Here is a 22,025-nt window from a genome sequence, read left to right on the forward strand (position 1 = left end):
GCGATGGATCTCGACTTCGTCCAGAAGCTGATCGAATTTGTCTCGCGTTCGCCGATTGCCGAACTGGAGATCGAGCGCGACGGCGTTCGCATCCGCATGTCCAGGCAGGCGGCGCCGGCGCAATCCGCGTCGCAGGCGCAGCCTTCGCCACAGCCAGCCGCAGGCCCTGCCGTCTCCTCAAATCCGGCTTCGACAGTTCCGCCCATCACGCGGCATTCGATCCGCGCGCCGCTGACGGGCGTGTTCTACCGGTCCGGCACCGAAGGCGAGCCGCCGCTCGCTTCGGTTGGCGATGTGGTTGCGGAAGGGCAGAAGGTCGGCGTCCTCGAAGCCATGAAGACGTTCAATGTCGTGGAATCCGATCGCACTGGGCGGATCGTCCAGATCGCGTTCGACGATCATGCCGCCGTGCAGTCCGGCGATGTTCTGTTCGTTCTCGAAGATTTGGGCTGAGGGGCGATGTTCGATACTGTCCTTATCGCCAACCGCGGTGAAATCGCGCTGCGCATCCTGCGCGCCTGCCGCGATCTCGGATTGAAGACGGTGGCGGCGCATTCGGAAGCGGATGCGAGCCTTCGCCATGTCGCGCTGGCGGACAGGGCGATCTGCATCGGGCCGGCTGCCGCGACGGAGAGCTATCTCAACATCGCGGAGATCATCGCGGCCGCGCAACTCACCGGCGCGGGCGCGGTCCATCCGGGCTATGGTTTCCTCTCTGAAAACGCCGCCTTCGCCGAGGCTGTCGAGACAGCCGGCCTTGCCTTCATCGGGCCGTCGGCGACTGCGATTCGCACCATGGGCGACAAGGTCTCCGCCAAGCGCACGATGATCGCTGCCGGCGTTCCCTGCGTTGCGGGGTCGGAGGGGGCGCTGCCGCAGGACGAGCAGGCGGTGCGCGCCATTGCCGAGGCCATCGGCTATCCGGTCATCGTCAAGGCGGCGGGTGGCGGCGGCGGACGCGGCATGCGCATCGTGCGCGAGGAGCGCGCATTGACGGAAGCCGTTTCGATGGCGGTGAAAGAGGCGGACCGGGCCTTCGGCAACCCGCAAGTCTATCTGGAGAAATTCCTCGAGCACCCGCGCCATATCGAGATCCAGATTCTGGCGGACAAGCATGGTAGGGCGGTCTGGCTCGGCGAGCGGGATTGCTCCATGCAGCGCCGCCACCAGAAGATCATCGAGGAGGCGCCGGCGTCCGGCATCGCCCGCGAGGCGATTGCCGAGATCGGCGAGCTGTGTGCCCGCGCATGCCTGACCATCGGCTATACGGGCGCCGGAACGTTTGAATTCCTCTACGAGGATGGGCGCTTCTATTTCATCGAGATGAACACCCGCGTGCAGGTGGAGCATCCCGTCACCGAACTCGTCACCGGCATCGATATCGTGCGCGAGCAGATCCGCATCGCCCGGGGCGAATCCTTGTCGTTCAGCCAGGAAGACATCCGCATTCAGGGCCATGCTGTCGAATGCCGCATCAACGCTGAAGATCCTTACAGCTTTCGGCCGCATCCGGGCCGCGTCGAGCGCTGGACGCCGCCTGGCGGCCCCGGAATCCGCGTCGAATCGCATCTCTACTCCGGCTACACGGTGCCGCCGCATTACGATTCGCTGGTGGCCAAGCTCTTGGCGCATGGCGCGACGCGGGCCGAGGCGATCCGGCGCATGAGCGGCGCGCTGGGCGAGATGGAGGCTGTCGGCATCGCCACCAACGCGCCGCTGCACGGCCTCCTGATGGAGGAGCCCGGCTTCGCCGCCGGAGGCTTCGATATCCATCATCTCGAACGTCTCATTGAAGGCGGTCTGCTCCAGGGGCGAGGCGGCAATGACGGTTGAGGAGATCGAAAGGCTGACCGCCTGGTGCGCAAGCGCCGGCATCGGCGAGATCGAACTGTCGGAGTCCGGCTTTTCGCTGCGCCTGCGTGTGCAGGCCGTTGCCGAAACACCCGCAGCCGCGGCCGAAGCGCCGAAGGCCGAAACGGTCTTCAAGGGCGTGCGCGCGCCCGGCGTCGGCGTGTTCCGTCTCGATCATCCAACGACCGGCCGCCCGGTTGCCGAACCTGGCCAGACGGTCCGCAAGGGCGAGACGGTCGGCGTCCTGCAGGTCGGCACATGCCTGAAGGCCGTGCTCGCGCCGGCAGACGGCGTTCTGGGCGCGGCGCTGGCCGAGGACGGCGCGGTCGTCGGTTACGGCACGCCACTCTACGAGCTGGCGTGAGGGCAAAGGCGATGGTTCGAACCACTGAGGAAAGTGCCATGGCGGCCACGGGATTGCAGGTCGATATCAATTCCGACATGGGCGAGGGTTTTGGAGCCTACAGGCTCGGCGACGACGCAGCGATCCTCGACATCGTCAGTTCCGCCAATGTGGCCTGCGGCTTTCATGCAGGCGACCCCGAGATCATGGCGGCGACGTTCTCGATGGCGCGCGACAAAGGCGTCGCCGTTGGCGCGCATCCGAGCTTCGCCGACCTGTGGGGATTCGGACGCCGCATCATTCCGCATTCCATGGATGAGATCGAAAGGCTGGTCGCCTACCAGATCGGCGCGGCGCAGGCGCTTTCCGCCTATGCCGGCCACCCGATCCGCTACGTGAAGGCGCATGGCGCGCTGGGCAACCTTACCCAGACAGACCGTGGCGTCGCCGAAGCCGTGACGCGCGCGGTGAAGGCCGTCGATCCCGGCCTGATCTGCCTGGCCATTGCACTCGGCTTCCAGGACAGGATCGCACGTGACGCGGGCCTGACGGTCAGGTCCGAGATCTTCGCCGATCGCGCCTATACGGAGGAAGGCTTTCTTGTTTCGCGCAAGCTGGAAGGCGCGGTCATCCACGACGCCGAGAAGGCGGCGGAACGGGTCGTGCGGATGGTCAAGCAAGGCGCCATCGAGACGCTCTCCGGGCAGATGCTGCAGACGCCGATCGATTCGATCTGCGTCCACAGCGACACGCCGGCCGCCGTCGCCATCGCCGCGCGCGTCAGGAGAGGGCTGGAGGCGAGCGGCGTCAGGGTTAGAGCATTCGCGGCAACAGCCTGAGCACGGCCGAACGGTTATACGGCCGTGCCGAAGGGCACGGCCGCGTCCGTTTCAGAACCAGACGTCGCTGAGGCGATGCCCGCGCGGATAGGGATCGGTGGGGTCGAGGCCGTATTGGCCGATGCTGGTGATCCAGGCCTGTCCGGCGATGGTGACCACGACAGCGTCGTGATCGCCGACGCGCGCATTGGCGATCACGCGGGAATCGAAATGGGTCCCGATGATCGACTTGTTGCGGAACAGTTCGCCCTTGGCGATCTGCCCCTTGGCCGACATCACCGCCAGCCGCCCGGTGGTGCCGGTGCCTGTCGGCGAGCGGTCGAGCCTGCCATGCAGGCACACCGTGCCGTTGACGCTTTCCACGCGCCCATCGATGCGCTCGATCGGGCCTTCGAAAATCACGTTGGACACGTCTCGGATCTTCGCGTTCTCCGGATGTACGACCTCGAGCTGCTCGTTGACCGCCTTCTTGATGCGTTGGCCCATCAGTGACATCTGGTGGGCCTCGTCGGGTGTTATGGAAAAGCCCAGTGAGCGCGCATCGACATGGGCGAAAGTCATGCCGCCATAGGAGGTGTCGACGGTGATCGTGCCGAGCCCTTCCACCTCGATGTGTGTGTCGAGGTGGAGCGCGAAAGCCGGCACATTGGTGAACTCCACCTGTGTCACCTTGCCGTTCTCGCAGAGGCAGCGCACCTCGATCATGCCGGCCGGCGCCTCCATGCGCAGCCGCGTCTCGGGTTCCTTCATCGGCACCATGCCCGTCTCCAGCGCCACGGTGGCGACGCAGATGGTGTTCGAGCCCGACATGGGCGGATATTCAGTGCTTTCCATGATCACATAGCCGAGGTCGGCCGAGCGATCGCAGGGTGGCAGGATGATGTTGGCGTTGACGTAGGGCGCACCGCGCGGTTCGAAGAGGATGAGCCCGCGTATGTCGTCCATATACTCCTGGAGATATTCCTTCTTTTCGAACATGGTCTTGCCGGGTACGTCCATGACGCCACCGGTGATCACATTGCCGACCTCTCCCTCGGCGTGGCAGCCGACGACCGTGAATGTTCTCGACCAGCGCATTTTTTCTCCCTTTCCGATTGATGACCAAAGCCTGGGTGAGGCGGACGAATCCCTTCAAACGCTGCCGAGTCCTCGTTCGAGAAAACGGTCGAGCTGTTCGATCTCTGGGGCTGAGAGGCTGATGCCCTCTCTCTCCGATGTCGCACGGGCAAGGAACCGCCGCTGCGAGGGCAGGCGTGCACCCTGGCCAAGGATCGCCTCGAACAGAGCTTCAGCACGGCCCAGCGGATTGCCGGGACGGCCGGCGGCGAAGGCTTGCGGCGAAAAGGCGATGATCAGCTCTCCATGCGATGGATAAAGCGTCGTGGTGCCGAGCAGATCGAGCGCCTCGGGGCTGGTCAGGTCGCCGATCATGATCCCGGCGAGCAGCTCGATCATCGTCGCGATGGCGGAGCCTTTGTGCCCGCCGAACGAAAGCATGGCGCCCGCCAGGGCCGCCTCGGGATCTGTCGTCGGCCTGCCATCGACATCGATCGCCCAGCCTTCCGGCAGCTTCTTGCCGGCCCGGCGATGAAGCTCGATCTCGCCCCGCGCGGCAACCGATGTCGCGAAGTCGAAAACATAAGGCGGCTGTCCTTCGCGCGGCCAGCCGAATGCAAAGGGATTGGTCCCTAGCAGGGGACTGTTGCCGCCGGTCGGAGCGACGGTGGCATAGCTGGGGCACATGGCCAGGCCGGCAAGGCCGGCTTGCGTCAAGGCTTCGACCTCCGCCCAAAGAGCGGAAAAATGCACGGCATCGTTGATCGCCAGCGCGGCAAGGCCGCAGGCGCGGGCTCGCTCGACCAGCACCGGCAGGCCCAGCTCGAAGGCCGGGTTGGCGAAGCCGCCCTTGGCATCCACTTTTACGATGGCGGGCGCGTCCTGCGGCAGCAACTCGGGCACTGCTTCCGGTTTCACCTTCCCGGCCTTGATCGTCCGCAGGGCACCTTCGATCCGGTAGATGCCATGTGACTTGCAGGCGTCGCGTTCCGCAGCGACGATGACCCTTGTGATGGCGCTGGCCTGGATGGGGTTCAGTCCGGCCTTGCGGAAAATTGCATCGACGCGCTCATGCAGGGCATTGATGGTGATCGTGGTGTTGGTCATTTCTGGCCTTCGGGTTTGGCTGCGCGCAAACGCTGCCTTTAAAAATCCAGACCACCGGCAAAGGCTCTTAGATCCTGTGCAAGCAAAGCGGGCTGCTCGAGGGCTGCGAAATGACCACCGCGCGGCATCGCTGTCCATTGCCGAACGTCCTTGAAGACGCGCTCGACCCAGCTCCTTGGCGGCATCGGCAGCTCTTTGGGAAACAAAGCCACCGCAAGCGGGACGTGGATCGCCGTGCCGGGCGCGAATGCAAGCGGGCGGGCGCGCGTTTCCCAATAGAGGCGCATCGACGAAGCGACGGTCCGGGTGAACCAGTAAAGCGAGATGTTGGCGAGCATGTCGTCGCGCGAAAAAGCGGCGTTGGCCAGATCGCCATCGCAATCGCTCCAGTCGCGGAATTTTTCGATCATCCATGCCGCCAGTCCGACCGGCGAATCGGTCAGCCCGTAGGCAAGCGTTTGCGGGCGCGTCGCTTGAATATGAGCATAGGCGCCATGAAGATCCGCCCATCCGGCCTTCCGTTCCAGGAAGGCGCGCTCTTCCAAAGTCAAATCGCCATCCGGGCTAGCATCGTGAGGCGGTGAGTATGAGCCTGGGATGAAATTCAGATGCACCCCGGCGAGACTGTCGGGATGCGCGTGTGCCAGACATGTCGACACGCTGGCGCCCAGATCCCCTCCCTGGGCGAGATATCGTTTGTAGCCAAGGCGGCTCATCAACTCGGCCCAAAGGTCGGCAATTGTGAACAGGTTGAGACCAGGCTTGGTCGGCCGGCTCGAAAGGCCATAGCCGGGGATCGAGGGGACCACGACATTGAAGGCGTCCTCCTGTCTTCCGCCATGTGAAAGCGGGTCGGTCAGAAGGGGGATCATCCTGTGAAATTCGAAGACGCTGCCTGGCCAGCCATGAGTGAGTATGACCGTTCTGCCGGTCGAAACAGCGGCGCGCGCATGGATGAAATGGATGGTTTCGCCGCCGATATCCGTCTGGTAGTGCGGATGGATGTTCCAGGCGGATTCCTGCTTGCGCCAGTCGAAGCCGGTGCGCCAGTGCTGCATAAGCCGCCGCAGTTCCTCGTGCTCCGTTCCCTGCGCCCAGCCTATTGCCTGCAACTGGTCCGGCTCGCGCCAGTTCGAGATGCGCTTGTTCAAATCGTCGATTTCAGACTGGGCAATCTCGATCGTGAAAGGGCGAATTTTCATGGGGCCCTCTGCTCGCCGGCCATCAGATTCCGGGCGGTGATAAAGTCGCTACGTCGCTGCCAGTTCGCGCGGAGCGCTTCTGTCGATGCTTCCATCGAGACTGGCAAGAAACGCAGACGCGCGCCGACCGGCGCTTGCGCCAGCCGCCAGAAATCGGCTTCGATCACCGTGGCGATCTTCGGATAGCCGCCGCACGTGTTGGCATCGGCAAGCTGGATGATCGGCTGGCCGGACGGCGGAACCTGAACGGTGCCCGGGACGATGCCGTGGGATAGCAATTCCAGCGGTGAGAGGAGGGAAAGCGTCGCCCCGGAAAGGCGATATCCCATACGGTTGGCGTCGTTGGTGATGCTCCATTCGCTGCCGGTGAAAGCCGCCTGGGCCTCCGGCGTGAAGGCGTCGAACTCGGCGGCCGGCAGAACCCGCAATTCGATTGCAGAGGCCAAGCTGTCCGCCGCGCCGCGCCGCTCCTCCAGCGCTGCGCCAAACCCGCCCGCGGGAAGGCGGCATTGCGCAGGGTTGAGCGCAAGCCGGTCGCCGCGGGACAGGCCGCGTCCGGCGAGCCCGCCGAAACCGCCTTTCACATCCGTCGCGCGCGACCCCATGACGGGCGGCAGATCGAGCCCGCCGGCAAAGGCGATGTAGGAGCGAGCGCCGACGTGCGGCGCTTCGAGGACAAGGGTCTCGCCGGCGCGGATCGTTATGGCCCACCAGGGCGGGCAGGGCCGGTCGCCGACCCTGACGGCGCAATCCGCGCCGGTGATGGCGATGGCGGTGTCCACGTGCGCGCGCAGCCGGAACGGATGAAGCGCGATCTCGATCCCGGCAGCCGAGGGATCATTGCCTAGCATGAGATTGGCGATCGCCAGCGCTTGCCTGTCCATGGCGCCGCCATGGCTGACTCCTAGTGCCAGATGACCGGGCCGGCCGAGGTCCTGGATCGTGTTCGGCAGGGCCGGTGGTGAGGATCTCGATCATGCCTCGATCCCTGCGATCGTGAATCGGATCTTGTCTCCGGGCCGGAGCAGCACGGGCAATTCCGCTTCGGCGTTGAAGAGCTTTACATCGGTATGGCCGATGATATGCCATCCGGATGGCGCGGTCATCGGCATGACACCCGCCTGCGCGCCGCCAATGATGACGGCGCCCTCCGTGACTTTCAGGCGAGGCGTACTGCGCCTCGCCCAGGCAAGCTGTGGGTCGAGACCGGACAGATAGGGAAAGCCCGGCATGGCGCCGATGGCGGCAACGGTATAGCTGGCCGCCGCGTGCCGCCTCACGGTCTCGTCGATAGATAGGTCGCAATGTGCGGCCCAACCGGCGAGATCTTCGCCCCGAGTTCCGCCATAGCGAACGGGGATGGTATGATGCGTGCCGGTCACCGCGTGGGCATCGGTGCAGGCCCAGAGCGACATCAGCTGATCGCCGATGCTGTGGGCGTCGGTGGTGAGCGGGTCGAACACGACGAGCAGGTTGTTCATGCCGGGAACGGCCTCGCGCACACCGTCGAGGGTCAGCGCCGCGTTCGCTACCGCCCAGACCAGCTCCTGGGTGGCGTCGGTGAAGGCGCCCTGAGCGCCATCAAGCAGCAGCGCGCCTGAACCCGCAAGGCTGATGTGGGGCGTGCCGACAACCATGGGCGGTCAGTCCTTCACCGGCACCGTATAATTCAGGATCAGGCGACCGCCATCCGGATAGATGGTCTGGCCGACAATGTAGGAGGCGTCGTCGCTGGCCAGGAAGGATGCGACGCTGGCAATCTCCGAAGGTTCGCCGCAGCGACCGCTCGGCGTGCGCGACAGAATGGTCTGGCGCTGCGCTTCGCTGGCCATGACCGAGCTCTTGACCATGTCGGTCAGGATGGTGCCGGGGCCGATGGCGTTGACGCGGATGTTGTGCGGGATCAGTCCGACGGCCATCACCGCCGTCAGCTGCTTGATGCCACCCTTGGACACGGCATAGGCGACGGAATTGGGAATGGCCAGAATGGCATTGATCGACGACATGTTGATGATCGAGCCGCCGCGTCCCTGCGCGATCATGGCTCTTGCCGCGGCCTGCCCGAGCAGGAAGGGCGCCTTGAGATTGACGCGCTGAACCAAGTCGAAGGCCTCCTCGGGGAAGTCGACGAAATCGTCCAGATGGATGATGCCGGCATTGTTGATGAGCACGTCGACACCGCCGAAGCTTTGCATGGCCTTGGCAATGATGCCGTCGGCCATGTCCCTGCTGATTTCGGACAGGTCGGCGGACAGCCAGACGGCGCGCTCGCCAAGACGTTCGGCATGCGCGCGCCCGCGATCGGCCTGCACGTCGACAAGCACAACCTTGGCGCCATCGGCATGAAAGCGCTCGGCGCAGGCGAGGCCCAGGCCTTGTGCCGCCCCGGTAACGATCACGACTTTTCCTGCGTGCTTCACAACCCAATCCCTTTTTCACAATCATGACGTTTATGGATATGTTATCCAATCTATCTTGAACTTTGACGCCATTGCAAGTCCGGATAGGTGAAGTTGTTGGGTCGTGCAGGCCGGCACTACGCCGTTCCAAGACTGCTTTGGCTTTTTTCCGCCGACCATCGCAAGGTCGGTTGACTCCACCGAATTAATTGTGATTGGATACTATATTCACAAAACGTGCCGATGGTGGGAGTGCAGGCGATGGCAGATGGATCACTGGGAAGCGAACTGATCGACGCGTTCCGCGCTCTTGCGACGCCGTTGATCAGTGACAATCTCGCCCGTGTTCCCGGGGCTGTCGGGTTGCGGCCCTTTCATCGGGTGAGCGGCGTCATGGTGGGGAGGGCGCTGACGGTCAGGACCCGCCCCGGCGACAACCAGTTCATCCATCGTGCGCTCGATCTGCTGCAGCCCGGCGACGTCATCGTCGTCGATGGCGGGGGCTATGAGGGGCGCGCGCTGGTCGGCGAGATCATGACAAGTGTGGCGGCGTCGCGCGGTGCCGCAGGCATTGTCATCGACGGTGCCATCCGCGATGCCGGTGCCATCGGCCGCAGTCCGTTTCCATGCTTCGCACGGTCGGCCATCCATCTCGGACCGTACAAGGATGGTCCGGGAGCCATCAATGTTCCCGTCTGCATAGGCGGCATGGTCGTCGGTCCTGGCGACATTGTCGTCGGCGACGAAGATGGCGTCGTGGCGTTTCCAATCGACGGTGCCGCGGCCTTGCTGGCCGCCGTCCGGGCGCAGGAAGCCCGCGAGGCCGAGATCATGCTCAGCATCCGGGAGAACCGCTATCAGGGAGCCTATGCCCGGGCCTCCGGCGACAGTCACTGATCTGCCAGGTCAGCCCTTGCCGGAGACAAATCGCGTGGCCGGCTGGCGATCTTGCTCAACATAACCGCTCCGCAGCCGAACGAGGGGCGAAACAATGCATTTCGGGCACGCCGCCTGGATGCGCCAACAGGGGAAATGGAGAGAATTAATGGTTGTTTCCTTCAAGAGGCTTGCCAAGAGGCTGGCTTGTGCGACCGCCCTTGCCGGGCTGGCTATGACCACTATGGCCGCGGCTGCCGACATCAAGATCGGCATTGTGGCTCCCATGACTGGCCAACTGGCCAGTGAAGGGCAGGATATGGAGAACGCCGTGAAGATGGCGATCGATGCCGTCAACGCCAAGGGCGGCGTCAACGGCGACAAGATCACCACCACGACGGCCGACGACGCCTGTGATCCGCAGCAGGCGGTGACCGCAGGCAGCAAGCTTGTCTCGGAAGGTGTGACCGCCATCGTCGGCGGCTACTGCTCGGGCGCCGTCTTGCCGACATTGAAGATCTACGGTGACGCCGGCATTCCGTTCGTCATCATCGGAGCGAACTCGACCAAGCTCGTCGCCGCCAATCAGGGCAATGCCTTCCTCGCCAATTCGACCGGTGACATGCAGGCGACGACAGCCGTCGAGCTCTTCAAGAAGAACGGCTACAAGAAGATCGCGGTCGTGGACGAAGGCGATGCCTATTCGTCCGACCTGGCCAAGCTGACCGCCGAAGCCTTCAAGAGCGCAGGCGGCGAGATTGCCGCCAAGGAGACCACCACGGCCGGCGAGCAGGACTATTCGGCGGTCGTCACCAAGATCAAATCAAGCGGCGCCGACGCTGTCTTCTGGACCGCCTACCATGCCGGTGGCGCCCTGCTCACCAAGCAGCTTCGGCAGGCCGGTTTCCAGGGCGGTATTGTGCTCGGCGACGGCAACAATTCGCCGGAATATCTGGAAATCGCCGGCTCGGCCGGTGAGGGCGTGTATCTGTTGTCCCCGCCCACCGTCGACCTCTTGTCTGGTGCGGCCGACTTCAAGGCCAAGTACAAGGAAACCTATGGCCGCGACGCCGGCGCCTATGCGGCTCTCTCCCATGATGTGGGCAACCTGATCGCCGATGCGATCACGCGGGCCAAATCGGCGGATCAGAAGGCAATCATCGAGGCGCTCAAGGCAAGCGACTTCAAGGGCCTCGCCGGTGAAATCAAGTTCACCGACAAGAACACGCTCCAGACCTCGAACTTCCGCCCGGTGATCGCCAAGGGCGGCAAGTGGGTGGCAGCCGAATAAGGCGAACGGGTCGAAGCCGAGGCGGGCCTTCCAGCTGCCTCGGCTTCATTGCCGATTGCCTGGCGTGCACTGACGCTGCGCCCAGCCAAGACTCACTCAATTCTGTACCTGGAGCATCAATGACGCTCGACCTGCTTATTCAGCAACTGGTGAACGGTCTTATCGTCGGCTCGTTCTATGCCCTGATCGCGCTTGGCTACAGCATGGTCTTCGGCGTCATCAAGCTCCTGAATTTCGCCCATGGCGACATCTACATGAACGGCGCCTTCGTCGGCCTCATCGTGTTTTCCTTCGTCGGCATATGGGTCGGCAACGGATGGCTGGGCGTGGTCTGCGCCCTGCTGGTGTCGATGCTGGTCGTCGGCTTGCTCGGCGTCGTCATCGAACGCTTCGCCTATCGGCCGATGCGCAATGCGCCGCGCCTCTCCATCCTCATCACGGCGCTCGGTGCGTCGATGGTGTTGAACGGCACGGCACTCGCGCTGACAGGTGGGCGACACTATGCCTTCAACACGGACCTCGGTTTTGCCGGCGTCGATATTTCCACCGTTCACATCACCTACACGCAGATGGTGCTGGTGGCCGCCTCCATCGCTCTTATGGCCGGCATGCAGGCCTTTGTCTCACGCACCATGTACGGCAAGGCGATGCGCGCGGTGTCCATCGACATGGGGGCTAGCCGCCTGATGGGCATCGATGTCGACCGGGTGATCGCCTTGACCTTCTTCATGGGTTCCGCGCTCGCCGCCGGCGGCGGGGTCATGGCCGGCGCCTATTATGGCAGTGTCCATTTCTTCATGGGCTTCATCATGGGGCTGAAGGCGTTCACCGCCGCGGTCATAGGCGGGATCGGCAGCGTGCCGGGTGCCATGCTCGGCGGACTGCTGCTCGGTCTGCTCGAGGCTTTCGGTTCGTCCTTGCCCTTCGTCGGATCGGAGTGGCGTGACGTCTTCGTGTTCGGGACCCTGATCCTGTTCCTTGTGTTCAAGCCGACCGGCCTTCTTGGTCGCTCGGTGGTGGAGCGGGTGTGATGACCGACGAAGTGAGGACCATGTCGGCCACCGCGCAACCGCGACTGATGCGCTGGTCCGTCGTGCTGCCCGGCCTGGCGGCGCTCGCCGTTGCGCTGGTGTTGCCGCAATTCGCCAACGCCTATGTAACGGAGGTGGCGACCACGGCGCTGCTCTATGTCGTTCTGTGCCTCGGCCTCAACATTGTCGTCGGCTATGCGGGCCTGCTCGATCTCGGCTACGCCGCCTTTTTCGCGGTAGGCGCCTACACATCAGGCATCCTGACTGCGGAATTCGGGTTCAATTTCTGGCTCACCATCCCGGTCGCCATGGCGGCAGCCTGCGTGGCTGGCATCATCATCGGTGCTCCGACCTTGAGGCTGCGCAGCGACTATCTGGCGATCGTGACGCTGGGCTTCGGCGAGATCGTGCGCATCATCGCCCGCAACCTCGACATCACCGGTGGCGCCAGCGGCCTCATCGGCATCGAGCGGCCGGAGATCTTCGGCTTCAAGCTGATGCAGGTGCAGCATTTCTACTATGCGTTCCTGGCGCTCGCGCTGCTCACCGCCTTCGTCTGCCTGAGCGTCGAGCGGTCGCGAATGGGACGAGCCTGGTTCTACGTTCGCTATGATGAGGACGCCGCCGCCGGTATCGGCATCAACCGTGTCACGGCCAAGCTGCAGGCCTATATGATGGGCGCGGTGATCGCTTCCGTGGCGGGGTGCCTCTACGCCGCGAAGATGACGGCCATCTCGCCAGAGAGTTTTACCTTCAACCAATCGCTTCTCATCCTGCTTGGCGTCGTCCTGGGTGGCATGGGCCGCATTCCCGGCGTTGTGCTCGGTGCTGTTCTCGTGGCCCTGCTTCCGGAGGTGCTGCGCGGGGCGGGCACCTACCGTCCATTGGTGACCGCGGTTGCGCTGCTGGCAATCATGCTCTTCAGGCCGAACGGGCTGTGGCCGGACAAGCGAGTTTGACCATGGCCTTGCTGGAAGTCCGCGATCTGCGCCTCAGTTTTGGAGGACTGAAAGTCCTTCACGACATTTCGTTCTCGGTGGAGAAGGGCGCCATCAACAGCCTTATCGGACCGAACGGGGCCGGCAAGACGTCGCTCTTCAATTGCCTGACCGGCTTCTACAAGCCGAAGGGCGGCTCGATCAGTCTGGGCGGCCGGCCAATTATCGGTTTGCCGCCGCATCGCATCACCGCGCTCGGGCTCGCCCGCACGTTCCAGAACATCAGGCTGTTCAAGGAAATGACCGTTCTGGAAAACGCCATGTCCGGCCAGCATTGCCGCAGCCGCCACGGCATTGTGTCGGCGATCCTGCACTTGCCGGCACAGCGGCGCGAGGAGGAGGCGATCCGCGCGGCCGGCATGCACTGGCTCGGTTTCGTCGGCATCGAGCAGCATGCGCATCGCCGTGCCGGCGGTCTTTCCTATGGCGATCAACGGCGGCTCGAACTCGCAAGAGCCCTGGCGTCGGCGCCCGAGCTCATCTTGCTGGACGAGCCTGCCGCCGGCCTGAACGAGCGCGAGAAGCTGGACCTTGTGCACCTGATCCGCCGCATCCGTGACGAAACCGGTATCACGGTCCTGCTGATCGAGCATGACATGGGCCTGGTCATGCAAGTGTCGGAGAAGATCGTGGTGTTCGACTACGGTCAGAAGATCGCCGACGGGCCGCCGGAGACCGTCCGAGCGGACCCCAGGGTCATCGAAGCCTATCTGGGTACGGAGGAATGATGGACGCCGAAATCGTTCTTTCCGCGGACCGCATCGTCGCGCGCTATGACGGCATCGAAGCCCTTCATGGTGTCAGCCTTTCGGTCAAACGCGGCCAGATCGTCGCCCTGCTTGGCGCGAACGGTGCTGGCAAGAGCACCACGCTACGCACGCTGTCCGGCCTTGTTGCCGCATCCTCTGGGAGTGTCCGCTTCCTGGGCGAGGACATAACCAAGGTCCCTGCCCACCGCCTGCCGCATCGCGGGCTCGTCCACGTCCCGGAGGGAAGGCGCATTTTCGGCGACATGACGATCAAGGAGAACCTTGACCTCGGCTCGTTTACGCTTGCCGACGACGTCGAGCGCCGGCGGCGGCTGGACCATGTTTTTGAGCTCTTCCCCATCCTGGCGCGCAGACAGAATGGCGATGCAAGGAACCTCTCGGGCGGTGAGCAGCAGATGCTGGCGATCGGCAGAGCCCTCATGGCGGCGCCGAAGGTGCTCTTGCTCGATGAGCCTTCCATGGGCCTGGCGCCGCAACTGATCAAGGAAGTCATGAACATCGTGCAGCGCCTCAATCGTGAAGGCGTGACCATCCTGCTCGTGGAGCAGAACAGCAAAGTCGCCTTGAAGTTCGCCGACTACGGCTATGTGCTCAAAGCCGGGCGCGTTGTGCTTGAGGGACTAGGCAGCGATCTCGCAAGCAACGAAGCGGTCATCAGCGCCTATCTAGGCGGCGTCGCCGCCTAAAGGCGACATGGGCTCAAACCGCTCGTGGCTGGGTCGCGGGACCATACGAAACAATCCGGGAAGTTTGCGAGGCCGGTCGCGAGTCGGCTGTCGCGCTATTTGACCGTCATACGGGTTTGTCATCCGGGTGGCCGAGTTCGCAAAACCAGCCGCCCAAATACTTCACCGAGGGTGCCTTCGGATCGGGAACCGGCGTCCTCGCCTCCACCGCTGCGCGGAACGGCTCGGCACTGTCCTGCGGTACAAATCCGATATGGTCGGCGCCACTGTTGTCGACCATCTTCAGCTTGTTGTCGGATATGCCGAAGGAGATCGTATGCCCGACGCGCGGCGCGGTCAGCGCGGCCTCGACCAGGCGCACGCAGTCGGCGAAGGAAAGATACGACCACAACATGCGGCGGTCGGCCGGTTCGGGGAAGGACGAGAAGATGCGCAAGCACGCGGTCTCGATGCCGAACTTGTCCCAATAGAGCCGGCTCAGGCTCTCGACGAAGTTCTTCGAGACGCCGTAGAGGCTGTCGGGGCGCACCGGCGCGTCGACGCCGATATGCGCTTCGACTTCATGGTAGCCGATGGCATGCACCGAGGAGGCATAGATGACGCGCTTCACACCGTGTTTCCGGGCGCCTTCGTAGATATGATACGAACCACGGATGCTGGAATCCAGGATCGTCTGCCAGGCGCATTCGAGCGGCGCGCCACCGAAATGCACGATCGCGTCGCAGTCCTTGGTGGCCGCAATTGTCGCCTCCATGTCGGCGAGATCGAAGACCGCTTCTTCCTCGTGAGCAGCAAGATCGCCGAACGGCTCGCGACCCGCCAGGCGGATGGTTTTTGCCAGCGGTACCAGTCCCTTCCGCAGTTCCGAGCCGAGCCGGCCGGCGGCCCCGGTGATCAGGATGCGTTCGTAACGGGGCATGGTCTACTCCACTTGGGCGACGGCGGCGTTGATCCGCGCAATCGCCTCGGCAAGCACCTCCTCGCTGGTGGCGGTGGAGATGCGGAAATAAGGTGAAAGTCCGTAGGCAGCACCCGGCACCGATGCCACGCGGCCTTCGTTCAGGAGATAGGTCGCCACCGCCGTATCATCCTCCAGCACGACGCCTTTGGGTGTCTTGCGGCCGATCAGGCTGGCGCAGCCGATATAGGCATAGAAGGCGCCTTCCGGCGGCGGAAGCGTCAGGCCGTTGATGCGCCTTATGCCATCGACCACCAAATTCCTGCGCGCCTCGAATGCCCCGCAGAAACGAGCCACCTCGTCCTGCGGGCCGTTCAGCGCGGCGACCGTTGCCGCCTGGGCGATCGAGCAAACTGAGGTGACCGACTGGCTCTGGATGGTCGACATCGCCTTGACGAGTGGTGCCGGCCCGGCTGCGTAGCCGACACGCCAGCCGGTCATCGCATAGGCCTTGGCCACGCCGTTGACGATAAGACTTCGGCCCCGAAGATCCGGGCAGGCCTTGCCGAAGGATACGAATTCGCGGCCGTCGAAGATGATGTGCTCATAGATCTCGTCGGACAGGATGAGCACCTGCGGATGCCTGGCAAGGACAGCACCCAGCGCCTTGAGATCGTCGGCCGAGTAGACCGCGCCGGATGGATTGCCGGGCATGTTCAGGAACAGCCATTTGGTTCTCGGCGTGATCGCCTTTTCCAAGAGCTCGGGCGTCAGCCTGAAGCCGCCGCTTTCCCTGCATTCGACCGTGACTGGCGTGCCGCCAAGCAGCTTCACCATCTCGGGATAGGACACGAAATAGGGTGCGGGCAGGATGGCCTCGTCGCCGGGTTCCAGCGTCGCCATCAGCGCGTTGAAAATGATCTGCTTGGCGCCGTTGGCCACGACGATGTCGTCGGCCGTGAAGTCCAGCCCATTCTCGCGCCTGAACTTTCCGGCCACGGCCTCGCGCACTTCTGGCGAGCCGGCTGCGGCGGTGTAGAGGGTCTGGCCCGCCTTGGCGGCTGCATAGGCCGCTTCGATGATGTGGGCAGGTGTCGGAAAATCAGGTTCGCCAAGGCCAAGGTCGATGACGTCTACGCCTTTGGCCCTTAGCGCCTTGGCCGCCTGCGAGGCCGCCATCGAAGCCGACGGCTTGACCACGGACAGGCGCGAGGAAATGTAGCTCATCGGCTTTTCTCCGAAATATAGCCCCTGGACACGTCCTGTGCCCGCGCCTCCGTACTGCGCCTGGAGGGATCGCCATAGCCGCCACCGCCGGGAAGTTCCAGAACCAGACGACGCCCTTCGGGAACGTGCTGCCAGCCCTTGGGGCGCATCAGCGTGCCATCGTCGAGCCTGACGATGCCGGCGATCCCGTCCTTGCCGCCATCGCGGCCCTTGGCTGGATGGTTGACCCGGTCGAACATGGCGGAGAAATCGAACTCGTGTCCCTCGGTGGCTGCGATTTCGAGGATCTGGCCGAGGCCGCCGCGAAATTCCCCGTCGCCGCCGGAATCGGGACGCAGTTCCTTGCGCCAGATGACGATCGGTCCGGTGTGCTCGGTCGCCTCGATCGGCATCGTATGGACACCGGATGGAAAGGCGGTGGCGGAAAGCCCGTCCAGCGTCGGGCGCGCGCCCATGCCACCGGAATTGAACATCAGCACCTCGGCGCGGCGCCCGTCGCCGCCGGCGACCGGCCTGACAGAGATGTGGATGTTCCAGAGTGCTGCCGCGCCTTCGGCCAGGATCTGGCCCGGCAGCGCCTTGGCCAGCGCGCCCAGCACCAAATCGGGCACCATGTGGCCGATGACGTGGCGCAGGGACACCGGCGCCGGCCGCGGGGCGTTCAGGATGTTGGCCGGCGACGAAATGGTGAACAGAGCGAGCGAGGCCGCATTGTTCGGGATCTCCGGCGCCACCACGCATTTCAGCGCGTAGCAGGCATAGGCCTTGCTGTAGATGATCGGGACGTTGATGCCCCATCGGCTTATCGGATCGGTCCCGGAGAAATCGACGTGCAGATGGTCGTCGCCGATCGTGACGGCGGCCGCCAGCTTGACCGGCGTGTCGTAGCCGTCGGTCACCAGTTCGTTCGACCAGGTGCCTTTCGGCAGCGCCTTGATGCGCTCCAGCGTCGCGTCATGCGTGCGCGTGAAGATGAACTCTCCCAGCCTGTCCAGCGACGCCAGGCCGATCTCCCTCATCATGTCGACCAGGCGGCGGTGGCCGACCTCGTTGCAGGCGGCCAGCGAATAGAAATCGCCGACAACCTGGTTCGGCTCGCGCACATTGGCGCGCAGGATCTTCACCAGGTCGAGGTTCACCTTGCCGCGCTCGGCGAACTTCATGATCGGAATCTGGATGCCTTCCTCGTAGACCGATTTGCCGTCGGCGCCGAAGCCGCGGCCGCCGACATCGACCACATGGGCGGTGCAGGCAAAGAACGCCACCAGTTCGCCGTTCAGGAACGAGGGCGAGACCATAGTGATGTCGTGCAGATGGCCGGTGCCTTTCCAGGGATCGTTGGTGACATAGGTGTCACCCTCGTACATCCCCTCGCGCGGGATTTCGTTCATGAACTGCAGCACGGCCTCGGCCATGGTGTTCACATGCCCGGGCGTGCCGGTCACGGCTTGCGCCAGCATCTCGCCGCGCGGATTGAACACGCCGGCCGACAGGTCGCCCGATTCACGCACCGATGTGGAGAAGGCCGTGCGCAACAGGGTCAGCGCCTGCTCCTCGACCACCGAGATGAGGCGATTCCACATCACCTGCATGCGGATTTCCAAGATGTCGCTCATGCCTGGACCCCTTTGCGGATCAGGAGGATCGAACCGTCGCTCTGCAGCACGGCATCGAAGAGAGTGGTGACGACCGTCGACGTCTCACGCTCGACGATCACCGCCGGGCCGCTGATGCGATCCCCGGGCGAGAGGTCGGCGCGTTCGATGATGGCTGAAATCTGCACGGTTCCGGTCGACGGATCGAAAACCTCGCGCGTCTGCGCAGCCGCGACAATCCTGGTTCCCATGGTGATCTCGTGCCTGGCAGGGGCCGGCCGCATGTCCTGCGCCTTGACCGACCAGGTGACGATCTCGATTTCCAACCCGTCGAGGCCGTCGATGGCGCGGCCGAAGAAGCGCGCGTAATTGTCCCGGAAGGCGTCCTTGACGCCGACCTCATCGCCGGGCTTGAACGCCCTGTCGGGCAGCGGCACCGGGATCTCCCAACCCTGGCCAGCATAGCGCATGAAGGCGGTGATCTCGCGGGTGATGGCACCGTCGGTACCGGCCCGCACGAAGCTCTCAGCCGTGGCCTTCAACCCGTCGAGCAGCGCATTCACCTCGCAGGCATCGAAACGCGACAGCCGCATCAGCTTGGACGCCAGCGCCTCATAGCCGAACGGCGCCTTGAGGAAGCCGATGGCCGAGCCGACGCCGGCGCCTTGCGGGACAAGGCACTGTTCGACGCCAAGCTTTTCGCACAGCCGCGCCGCATGCAGGGGAGCGGCACCGCCAAAGGCGATCATGACATTGTCGGAGATGTTCTTGCCGTTTTCCACCGCATGGACGCGGGCGGCATTGGCCATGTTCTCGTCGACGACCTCGCAGATGCCGAAGGCGGAGGAAACGGAATTGAGCGAAAGCCGGGTGCCGACATCGCGGGTGATCGCCTGCTCGGATGCCCCGGTGTCCAGCCTGATGGCGCCGCCGGCGAAATTGTCGGGATCGAGCTTGCCCAGCACCAGATCGGCATCGGTGATGGCCGGGCGGTTGCCGCCGCGCCCGTAGCAGGCGGGGCCGGGTTCGGACCCGGCACTTTCCGGACCGGTCTGGATGCGCCCCATGGCGTCGACCCAGGCGATCGATCCGCCGCCGGCGCCGATCTCGATCATCTCGATCACCGGGATCGAGATCGGCATGCCGGAGCCCTTGCAGAAGCGATAGGTGCGGGCGACCTCGAAGGTCCGCGCGGTGCGCGGCGAATAGTCCTCGATCAGGCAGATCTTCGCGGTCGTTCCGCCCATGTCGTAGGAGACGACGGAATCCAGGTCGAAGCGCCGCGCCACGTCGGCGGCGAAGATCGCGCCGCCGGCCGGACCGGACTCGACCAGGCGCACCGGAAATTCGGACGCGGTTTCCACCGAGATCAGGCCGCCGCCCGAGTGGATCATGAACACCGGGCAGTTCGCCCCCATCTCCTTCAGCCGCACCTGGAGGCGCACCAGATAGTCGGCCATCTGCGGCCGCACATAGGCGTTGGCGCAAACCGTGTTGAAGCGTTCGAACTCGCGCATCTGCGGCGAGACCTCGGCGCTGATGGAAATCGGTATGTCCAGCTTCGCAGCGAGGATCTCGCGCGCCCGCCGCTCATGCACCGGGTCCATGTAGGAATGGATGAAGCCGATGGCGACGGCTCCGAAGCCGCCGGCGGCGATGCTGTCGGCGATCTCGTCGAGCGCCGCCTCGTCCAGCGGCTGCAATTCCTGCCCATCCGCGCCGATGCGACCCTTGACCGTATAGCGATGCTCGCGCGGGATCAGCGGCGGCGGCAGCTTCAGGTTCAGATCATACTGTTCGAACCGGTTTTCCGTGCGCATCTCGATGACATCGCGAAACCCTTCGGTGGTGACCAGCGCCGTCTTGGCGCCACGCCGTTCGATGAGCGCATTGGTCGCCAGCGTGGTGCCGTGGATGACGATGTCGAGGTCGGCCAGCGTGATGCCGGCGTCGCGCACGACGATCTCGATGCCGTCGAGGATGGCCTGTTCGGGGGCGGCATAGTTGGTCAGTATCTTGGTCGAAAAGATCGTGCCGCGCACATCGACCACGATATCGGTGAACGTGCCGCCGATATCCGCGCCGAGACGGATGTCATTTGCCGTACTGGTCATGCGTTGGCCTTCTGCGAAGCGAGCGCTGCGTCGCGCATTTGGGAAAGGGTCTGACGCGGCGTGATCGCCTCCGGGGAAATATCCAGCTCCAGGACCGCGCCGGTCGCGGACGCCAGCGCCCTGCCGAAAGCGCCAGCGAAATCGCTGGTCGTGCCGACCCGCTCGGCATGGAAGCCATAGGCCCGGGCGATGCCGACGAAATCCGGGTTCTCGATGTTCGTTCCCGACACGCGCGCCGGATAATGCCGCTCCTGATGGGCGCGGATGGTGCCGTAGATGCCGTTGTTCAGGATGAGGACGATCGGCTGCGCCCCGGCCTGCATCGCCGTCCCCAGCTCCTGGCAGTTCATCTGGAAATCGCCGTCACCGGCAAAACAGACCACAGTGCGTGAGGGAAAGGCAACCTTGGCGGCGATGGCCGCCGGCAGGCCGTAGCCCATGGCGCCGGATTGCGGCGCCAGCAGCCGTGCCTTTGGTCCGAATTTGAAGAACTTGTTTGGCCAGACGGTGAAATTGCCGGCGCCGTTGGTGAGGATCACATCGTCGGGCAGGTTCTCGCGGAGCCAGCGGCTGACTTCGACCATGTCGACCGGACCCGGCTGGGCCGGCGCCTCGAACGTGCCCTCATAGCTTTCGCGCGCCTGCGACCGCCACGCCGCCCAGTCGCCCTTGACCGGTGAGAGCGCCTTGGCGAAGGCGTTTGGCCCGGCATGGATGCCAAGCAAGGGCACATAGATCTTGCCGATCTCGCGATCTGAACCATGGACATGGATCAGCTTCTGCTTCGGCTCTGGCACCGACAGCAGCGTGTAGCCGTCCGTGGTCATCTCGCCAAAGCGCACATTGATCGCCAGGATCACATCGGCGTCGCGGATCAGCTTCTTGACATGCGGGACCATGCCGACACCCGCCTCGCCGACGAAGACCGGCGAGCCATTGTCGAACTGATCCTGGAAGCGGAATGCCGCGACCACCGGAATGTCGGACGCCTCGGCGAAAGCCTGGAGCGCGGCACGCCCTTGCGCCGACCAGTTGGCGCCGCCGATCAGGATGACCGGCCTGCGGGAGGCGGCCAGCATCGACCGGGCCTCGGCCAGCGCATCGGCATCGGCCGAGGCCTCGAAAACCTTGGCAGGCCCGCTGAGTGCCGCGACATCGGTCAGCGTCGTCAGCATGTCCTCGGGCAGGGCGATGACCACCGGGCCGGGCCGCCCGGTGAGCGCCGTGGTCCAGGCCCGGGCAACGATTTCCGGCAGGCGCTCGACATCGTCGATCTCTACAGCCCACTTCGCCATCGTGCCGAACACGGCGCGGTAGTCGATTTCCTGGAACGCCTCGCGGCCGCGCATGTCGGTGCCGACCTGGCCGACGAAGACGATCATCGGCGAACTGTCCTGCATGGCCGTGTGCACGCCGATGGACGCATTGGCAACGCCGGGTCCGCGCGTCACGAAGCAGATGCCCGGCGAGCCCGTCAGCTTGCCATAGGCCGAGGCCATGAATGCCGCACCGCCCTCATTGCGGCAAAGTACGTAGTCCAGCTTGCCATGCGTGTCGTGCAGCGCGTCCAGCACGGCCAGGTAGCTTTCGCCCGGCACACCGAAACTCTTGGTCGCGCCGAGCGCGATCAGGCACTCGACAAGAAGGCGACCGCCATTGCGGATCATGCTTGGACATCCTTCATTCACGCGGCAAGCGGACCGAGCCTGCCCTTCGGATTCATACGTGCACGCTGGCGGATC

The 22,025-nt window shown here is 64.3% G+C and carries 21 protein-coding genes; 10 read left to right on the forward strand and 11 right to left on the reverse strand.

Translation table 11 applies throughout. The annotated features are described in order from the left end of the window. Nucleotides 1–3: 3 nt before the first annotated feature. From ACZ89F_RS06980 to ACZ89F_RS06995, 4 genes are read left to right on the forward strand one after another with little or no spacing between them, the layout of a single operon-like run. Entirely contained in the window at nucleotides 4–453 is a 450-nt protein-coding gene (locus ACZ89F_RS06980) for an acetyl-CoA carboxylase biotin carboxyl carrier protein (RefSeq protein ID WP_476091016.1), read from the forward strand. A 6-nt stretch (nucleotides 454–459) separates the two neighbouring features. Beyond that, nucleotides 460–1,833, forward strand: a complete 1,374-nt coding sequence (gene accC, locus ACZ89F_RS06985; protein WP_476091017.1) for an acetyl-CoA carboxylase biotin carboxylase subunit — start codon at nucleotides 460–462, stop codon at nucleotides 1,831–1,833. Further along, nucleotides 1,823–2,215 carry a biotin/lipoyl-containing protein gene (locus ACZ89F_RS06990; RefSeq protein ID WP_476091018.1) on the forward strand — a complete coding sequence of 131 codons (393 nt, stop codon included), beginning with the start codon at nucleotides 1,823–1,825 and terminating at the stop codon, nucleotides 2,213–2,215. Before accC ends, ACZ89F_RS06990 begins: the two co-directional genes overlap by 11 nt. A 38-nt stretch (nucleotides 2,216–2,253) precedes the next feature. After that, the gene (locus tag ACZ89F_RS06995; RefSeq protein WP_476091019.1) at nucleotides 2,254–3,033 is read left to right on the forward strand and encodes a LamB/YcsF family protein; all 780 of its coding nucleotides are present in this window, start codon (nucleotides 2,254–2,256) and stop codon (nucleotides 3,031–3,033) included. 51 nt (nucleotides 3,034–3,084) lie between these two features. On the opposite strand, the gene ACZ89F_RS07000 is transcribed toward ACZ89F_RS06995, so the two are convergent. The 6 genes from ACZ89F_RS07000 to ACZ89F_RS07025 are packed head-to-tail and all read right to left on the reverse strand — an operon-like array spanning nucleotide 3,085 to nucleotide 8,818. Next, a complete protein-coding gene (locus ACZ89F_RS07000) occupies nucleotides 3,085–4,110 on the reverse strand; it encodes a proline racemase family protein (RefSeq protein ID WP_476091020.1) in 1,026 nt (341 codons plus the stop codon). A gap of 54 nt (nucleotides 4,111–4,164) precedes the next feature. Continuing rightward, a complete protein-coding gene (locus tag ACZ89F_RS07005; RefSeq protein WP_476091021.1) occupies nucleotides 4,165–5,196 on the reverse strand; it encodes an Ldh family oxidoreductase in 1,032 nt (343 codons plus the stop codon). Nucleotides 5,197–5,234: 38 nt separating this feature from the next. After that, the gene (locus ACZ89F_RS07010) at nucleotides 5,235–6,398 is read right to left on the reverse strand and encodes an epoxide hydrolase family protein (protein ID WP_476091022.1); all 1,164 of its coding nucleotides are present in this window, start codon (nucleotides 6,396–6,398) and stop codon (nucleotides 5,235–5,237) included. Further along, a complete protein-coding gene (locus ACZ89F_RS07015; RefSeq protein ID WP_476097231.1) occupies nucleotides 6,395–7,351 on the reverse strand; it encodes a 5-oxoprolinase subunit C family protein in 957 nt (318 codons plus the stop codon). Before ACZ89F_RS07015 ends, ACZ89F_RS07010 begins: the two co-directional genes overlap by 4 nt. 21 nt (nucleotides 7,352–7,372) lie before the next feature. Next, entirely contained in the window at nucleotides 7,373–8,035 is a 663-nt protein-coding gene (pxpB, locus tag ACZ89F_RS07020; RefSeq protein ID WP_476091023.1) for a 5-oxoprolinase subunit PxpB, read from the reverse strand. A 6-nt stretch (nucleotides 8,036–8,041) separates the two neighbouring features. Continuing rightward, complete coding sequence (locus ACZ89F_RS07025) at nucleotides 8,042–8,818, reverse strand: SDR family NAD(P)-dependent oxidoreductase (protein ID WP_476091024.1); 777 nt, start codon at nucleotides 8,816–8,818, stop codon at nucleotides 8,042–8,044. A gap of 240 nt (nucleotides 8,819–9,058) precedes the next feature. Here ACZ89F_RS07025 and ACZ89F_RS07030 point away from each other — a divergent pair, with 240 nt between their 5' ends. From ACZ89F_RS07030 to ACZ89F_RS07055, 6 genes are all read left to right on the forward strand, one after another. Continuing rightward, nucleotides 9,059–9,694 (forward strand): RraA family protein, encoded by a 636-nt coding sequence (locus ACZ89F_RS07030; RefSeq protein ID WP_476091025.1) that lies wholly within the window; start codon nucleotides 9,059–9,061, stop codon nucleotides 9,692–9,694. A gap of 148 nt (nucleotides 9,695–9,842) precedes the next feature. Then, nucleotides 9,843–10,964, forward strand: coding sequence for a branched-chain amino acid ABC transporter substrate-binding protein (locus tag ACZ89F_RS07035; protein WP_476091026.1), 1,122 nt, complete (start codon nucleotides 9,843–9,845; stop codon nucleotides 10,962–10,964). Between the two features lie 119 nt (nucleotides 10,965–11,083). Further along, complete coding sequence (locus tag ACZ89F_RS07040) at nucleotides 11,084–11,995, forward strand: branched-chain amino acid ABC transporter permease (RefSeq protein ID WP_109660147.1); 912 nt, start codon at nucleotides 11,084–11,086, stop codon at nucleotides 11,993–11,995. Beyond that, the gene (locus ACZ89F_RS07045; RefSeq protein WP_476091027.1) at nucleotides 11,995–12,954 is read left to right on the forward strand and encodes a branched-chain amino acid ABC transporter permease; all 960 of its coding nucleotides are present in this window, start codon (nucleotides 11,995–11,997) and stop codon (nucleotides 12,952–12,954) included. The genes ACZ89F_RS07040 and ACZ89F_RS07045 overlap by 1 nt, the downstream gene beginning before the upstream one ends. A 2-nt stretch (nucleotides 12,955–12,956) precedes the next feature. Next, entirely contained in the window at nucleotides 12,957–13,721 is a 765-nt protein-coding gene (locus ACZ89F_RS07050; protein ID WP_476091028.1) for an ABC transporter ATP-binding protein, read from the forward strand. After that, nucleotides 13,721–14,449 carry an ABC transporter ATP-binding protein gene (locus ACZ89F_RS07055; protein WP_476091029.1) on the forward strand — a complete coding sequence of 243 codons (729 nt, stop codon included), beginning with the start codon at nucleotides 13,721–13,723 and terminating at the stop codon, nucleotides 14,447–14,449. Before ACZ89F_RS07050 ends, ACZ89F_RS07055 begins: the two co-directional genes overlap by 1 nt. 106 nt (nucleotides 14,450–14,555) lie before the next feature. Here ACZ89F_RS07055 and ACZ89F_RS07060 read toward each other — a convergent pair whose 3' ends face one another. From ACZ89F_RS07060 to ACZ89F_RS07080, 5 genes are read right to left on the reverse strand one after another with little or no spacing between them, the layout of a single operon-like run. Continuing rightward, a complete protein-coding gene (locus ACZ89F_RS07060) occupies nucleotides 14,556–15,368 on the reverse strand; it encodes an NAD-dependent epimerase/dehydratase family protein (protein WP_476091030.1) in 813 nt (270 codons plus the stop codon). Nucleotides 15,369–15,371: 3 nt separating this feature from the next. Continuing rightward, nucleotides 15,372–16,574 carry a pyridoxal phosphate-dependent aminotransferase gene (locus tag ACZ89F_RS07065; RefSeq protein ID WP_476091031.1) on the reverse strand — a complete coding sequence of 401 codons (1,203 nt, stop codon included), beginning with the start codon at nucleotides 16,572–16,574 and terminating at the stop codon, nucleotides 15,372–15,374. Beyond that, nucleotides 16,571–18,190, reverse strand: a complete 1,620-nt coding sequence (locus ACZ89F_RS07070) for a hydantoinase B/oxoprolinase family protein (RefSeq protein ID WP_476091032.1) — start codon at nucleotides 18,188–18,190, stop codon at nucleotides 16,571–16,573. The genes ACZ89F_RS07065 and ACZ89F_RS07070 overlap by 4 nt, the downstream gene beginning before the upstream one ends. Further along, a complete protein-coding gene (locus ACZ89F_RS07075; protein WP_476091033.1) occupies nucleotides 18,187–20,283 on the reverse strand; it encodes a hydantoinase/oxoprolinase family protein in 2,097 nt (698 codons plus the stop codon). The genes ACZ89F_RS07070 and ACZ89F_RS07075 overlap by 4 nt, the downstream gene beginning before the upstream one ends. Next, on the reverse strand, nucleotides 20,280–21,950 hold the full coding sequence (locus ACZ89F_RS07080; protein WP_476091034.1) for a thiamine pyrophosphate-binding protein: 1,671 nt from the start codon (nucleotides 21,948–21,950) through the stop codon (nucleotides 20,280–20,282). Before ACZ89F_RS07080 ends, ACZ89F_RS07075 begins: the two co-directional genes overlap by 4 nt. Nucleotides 21,951–22,025: the final 75 nt, after the last annotated feature.

Source organism: Mesorhizobium sp. USDA 3734, assembly GCF_056279665.1.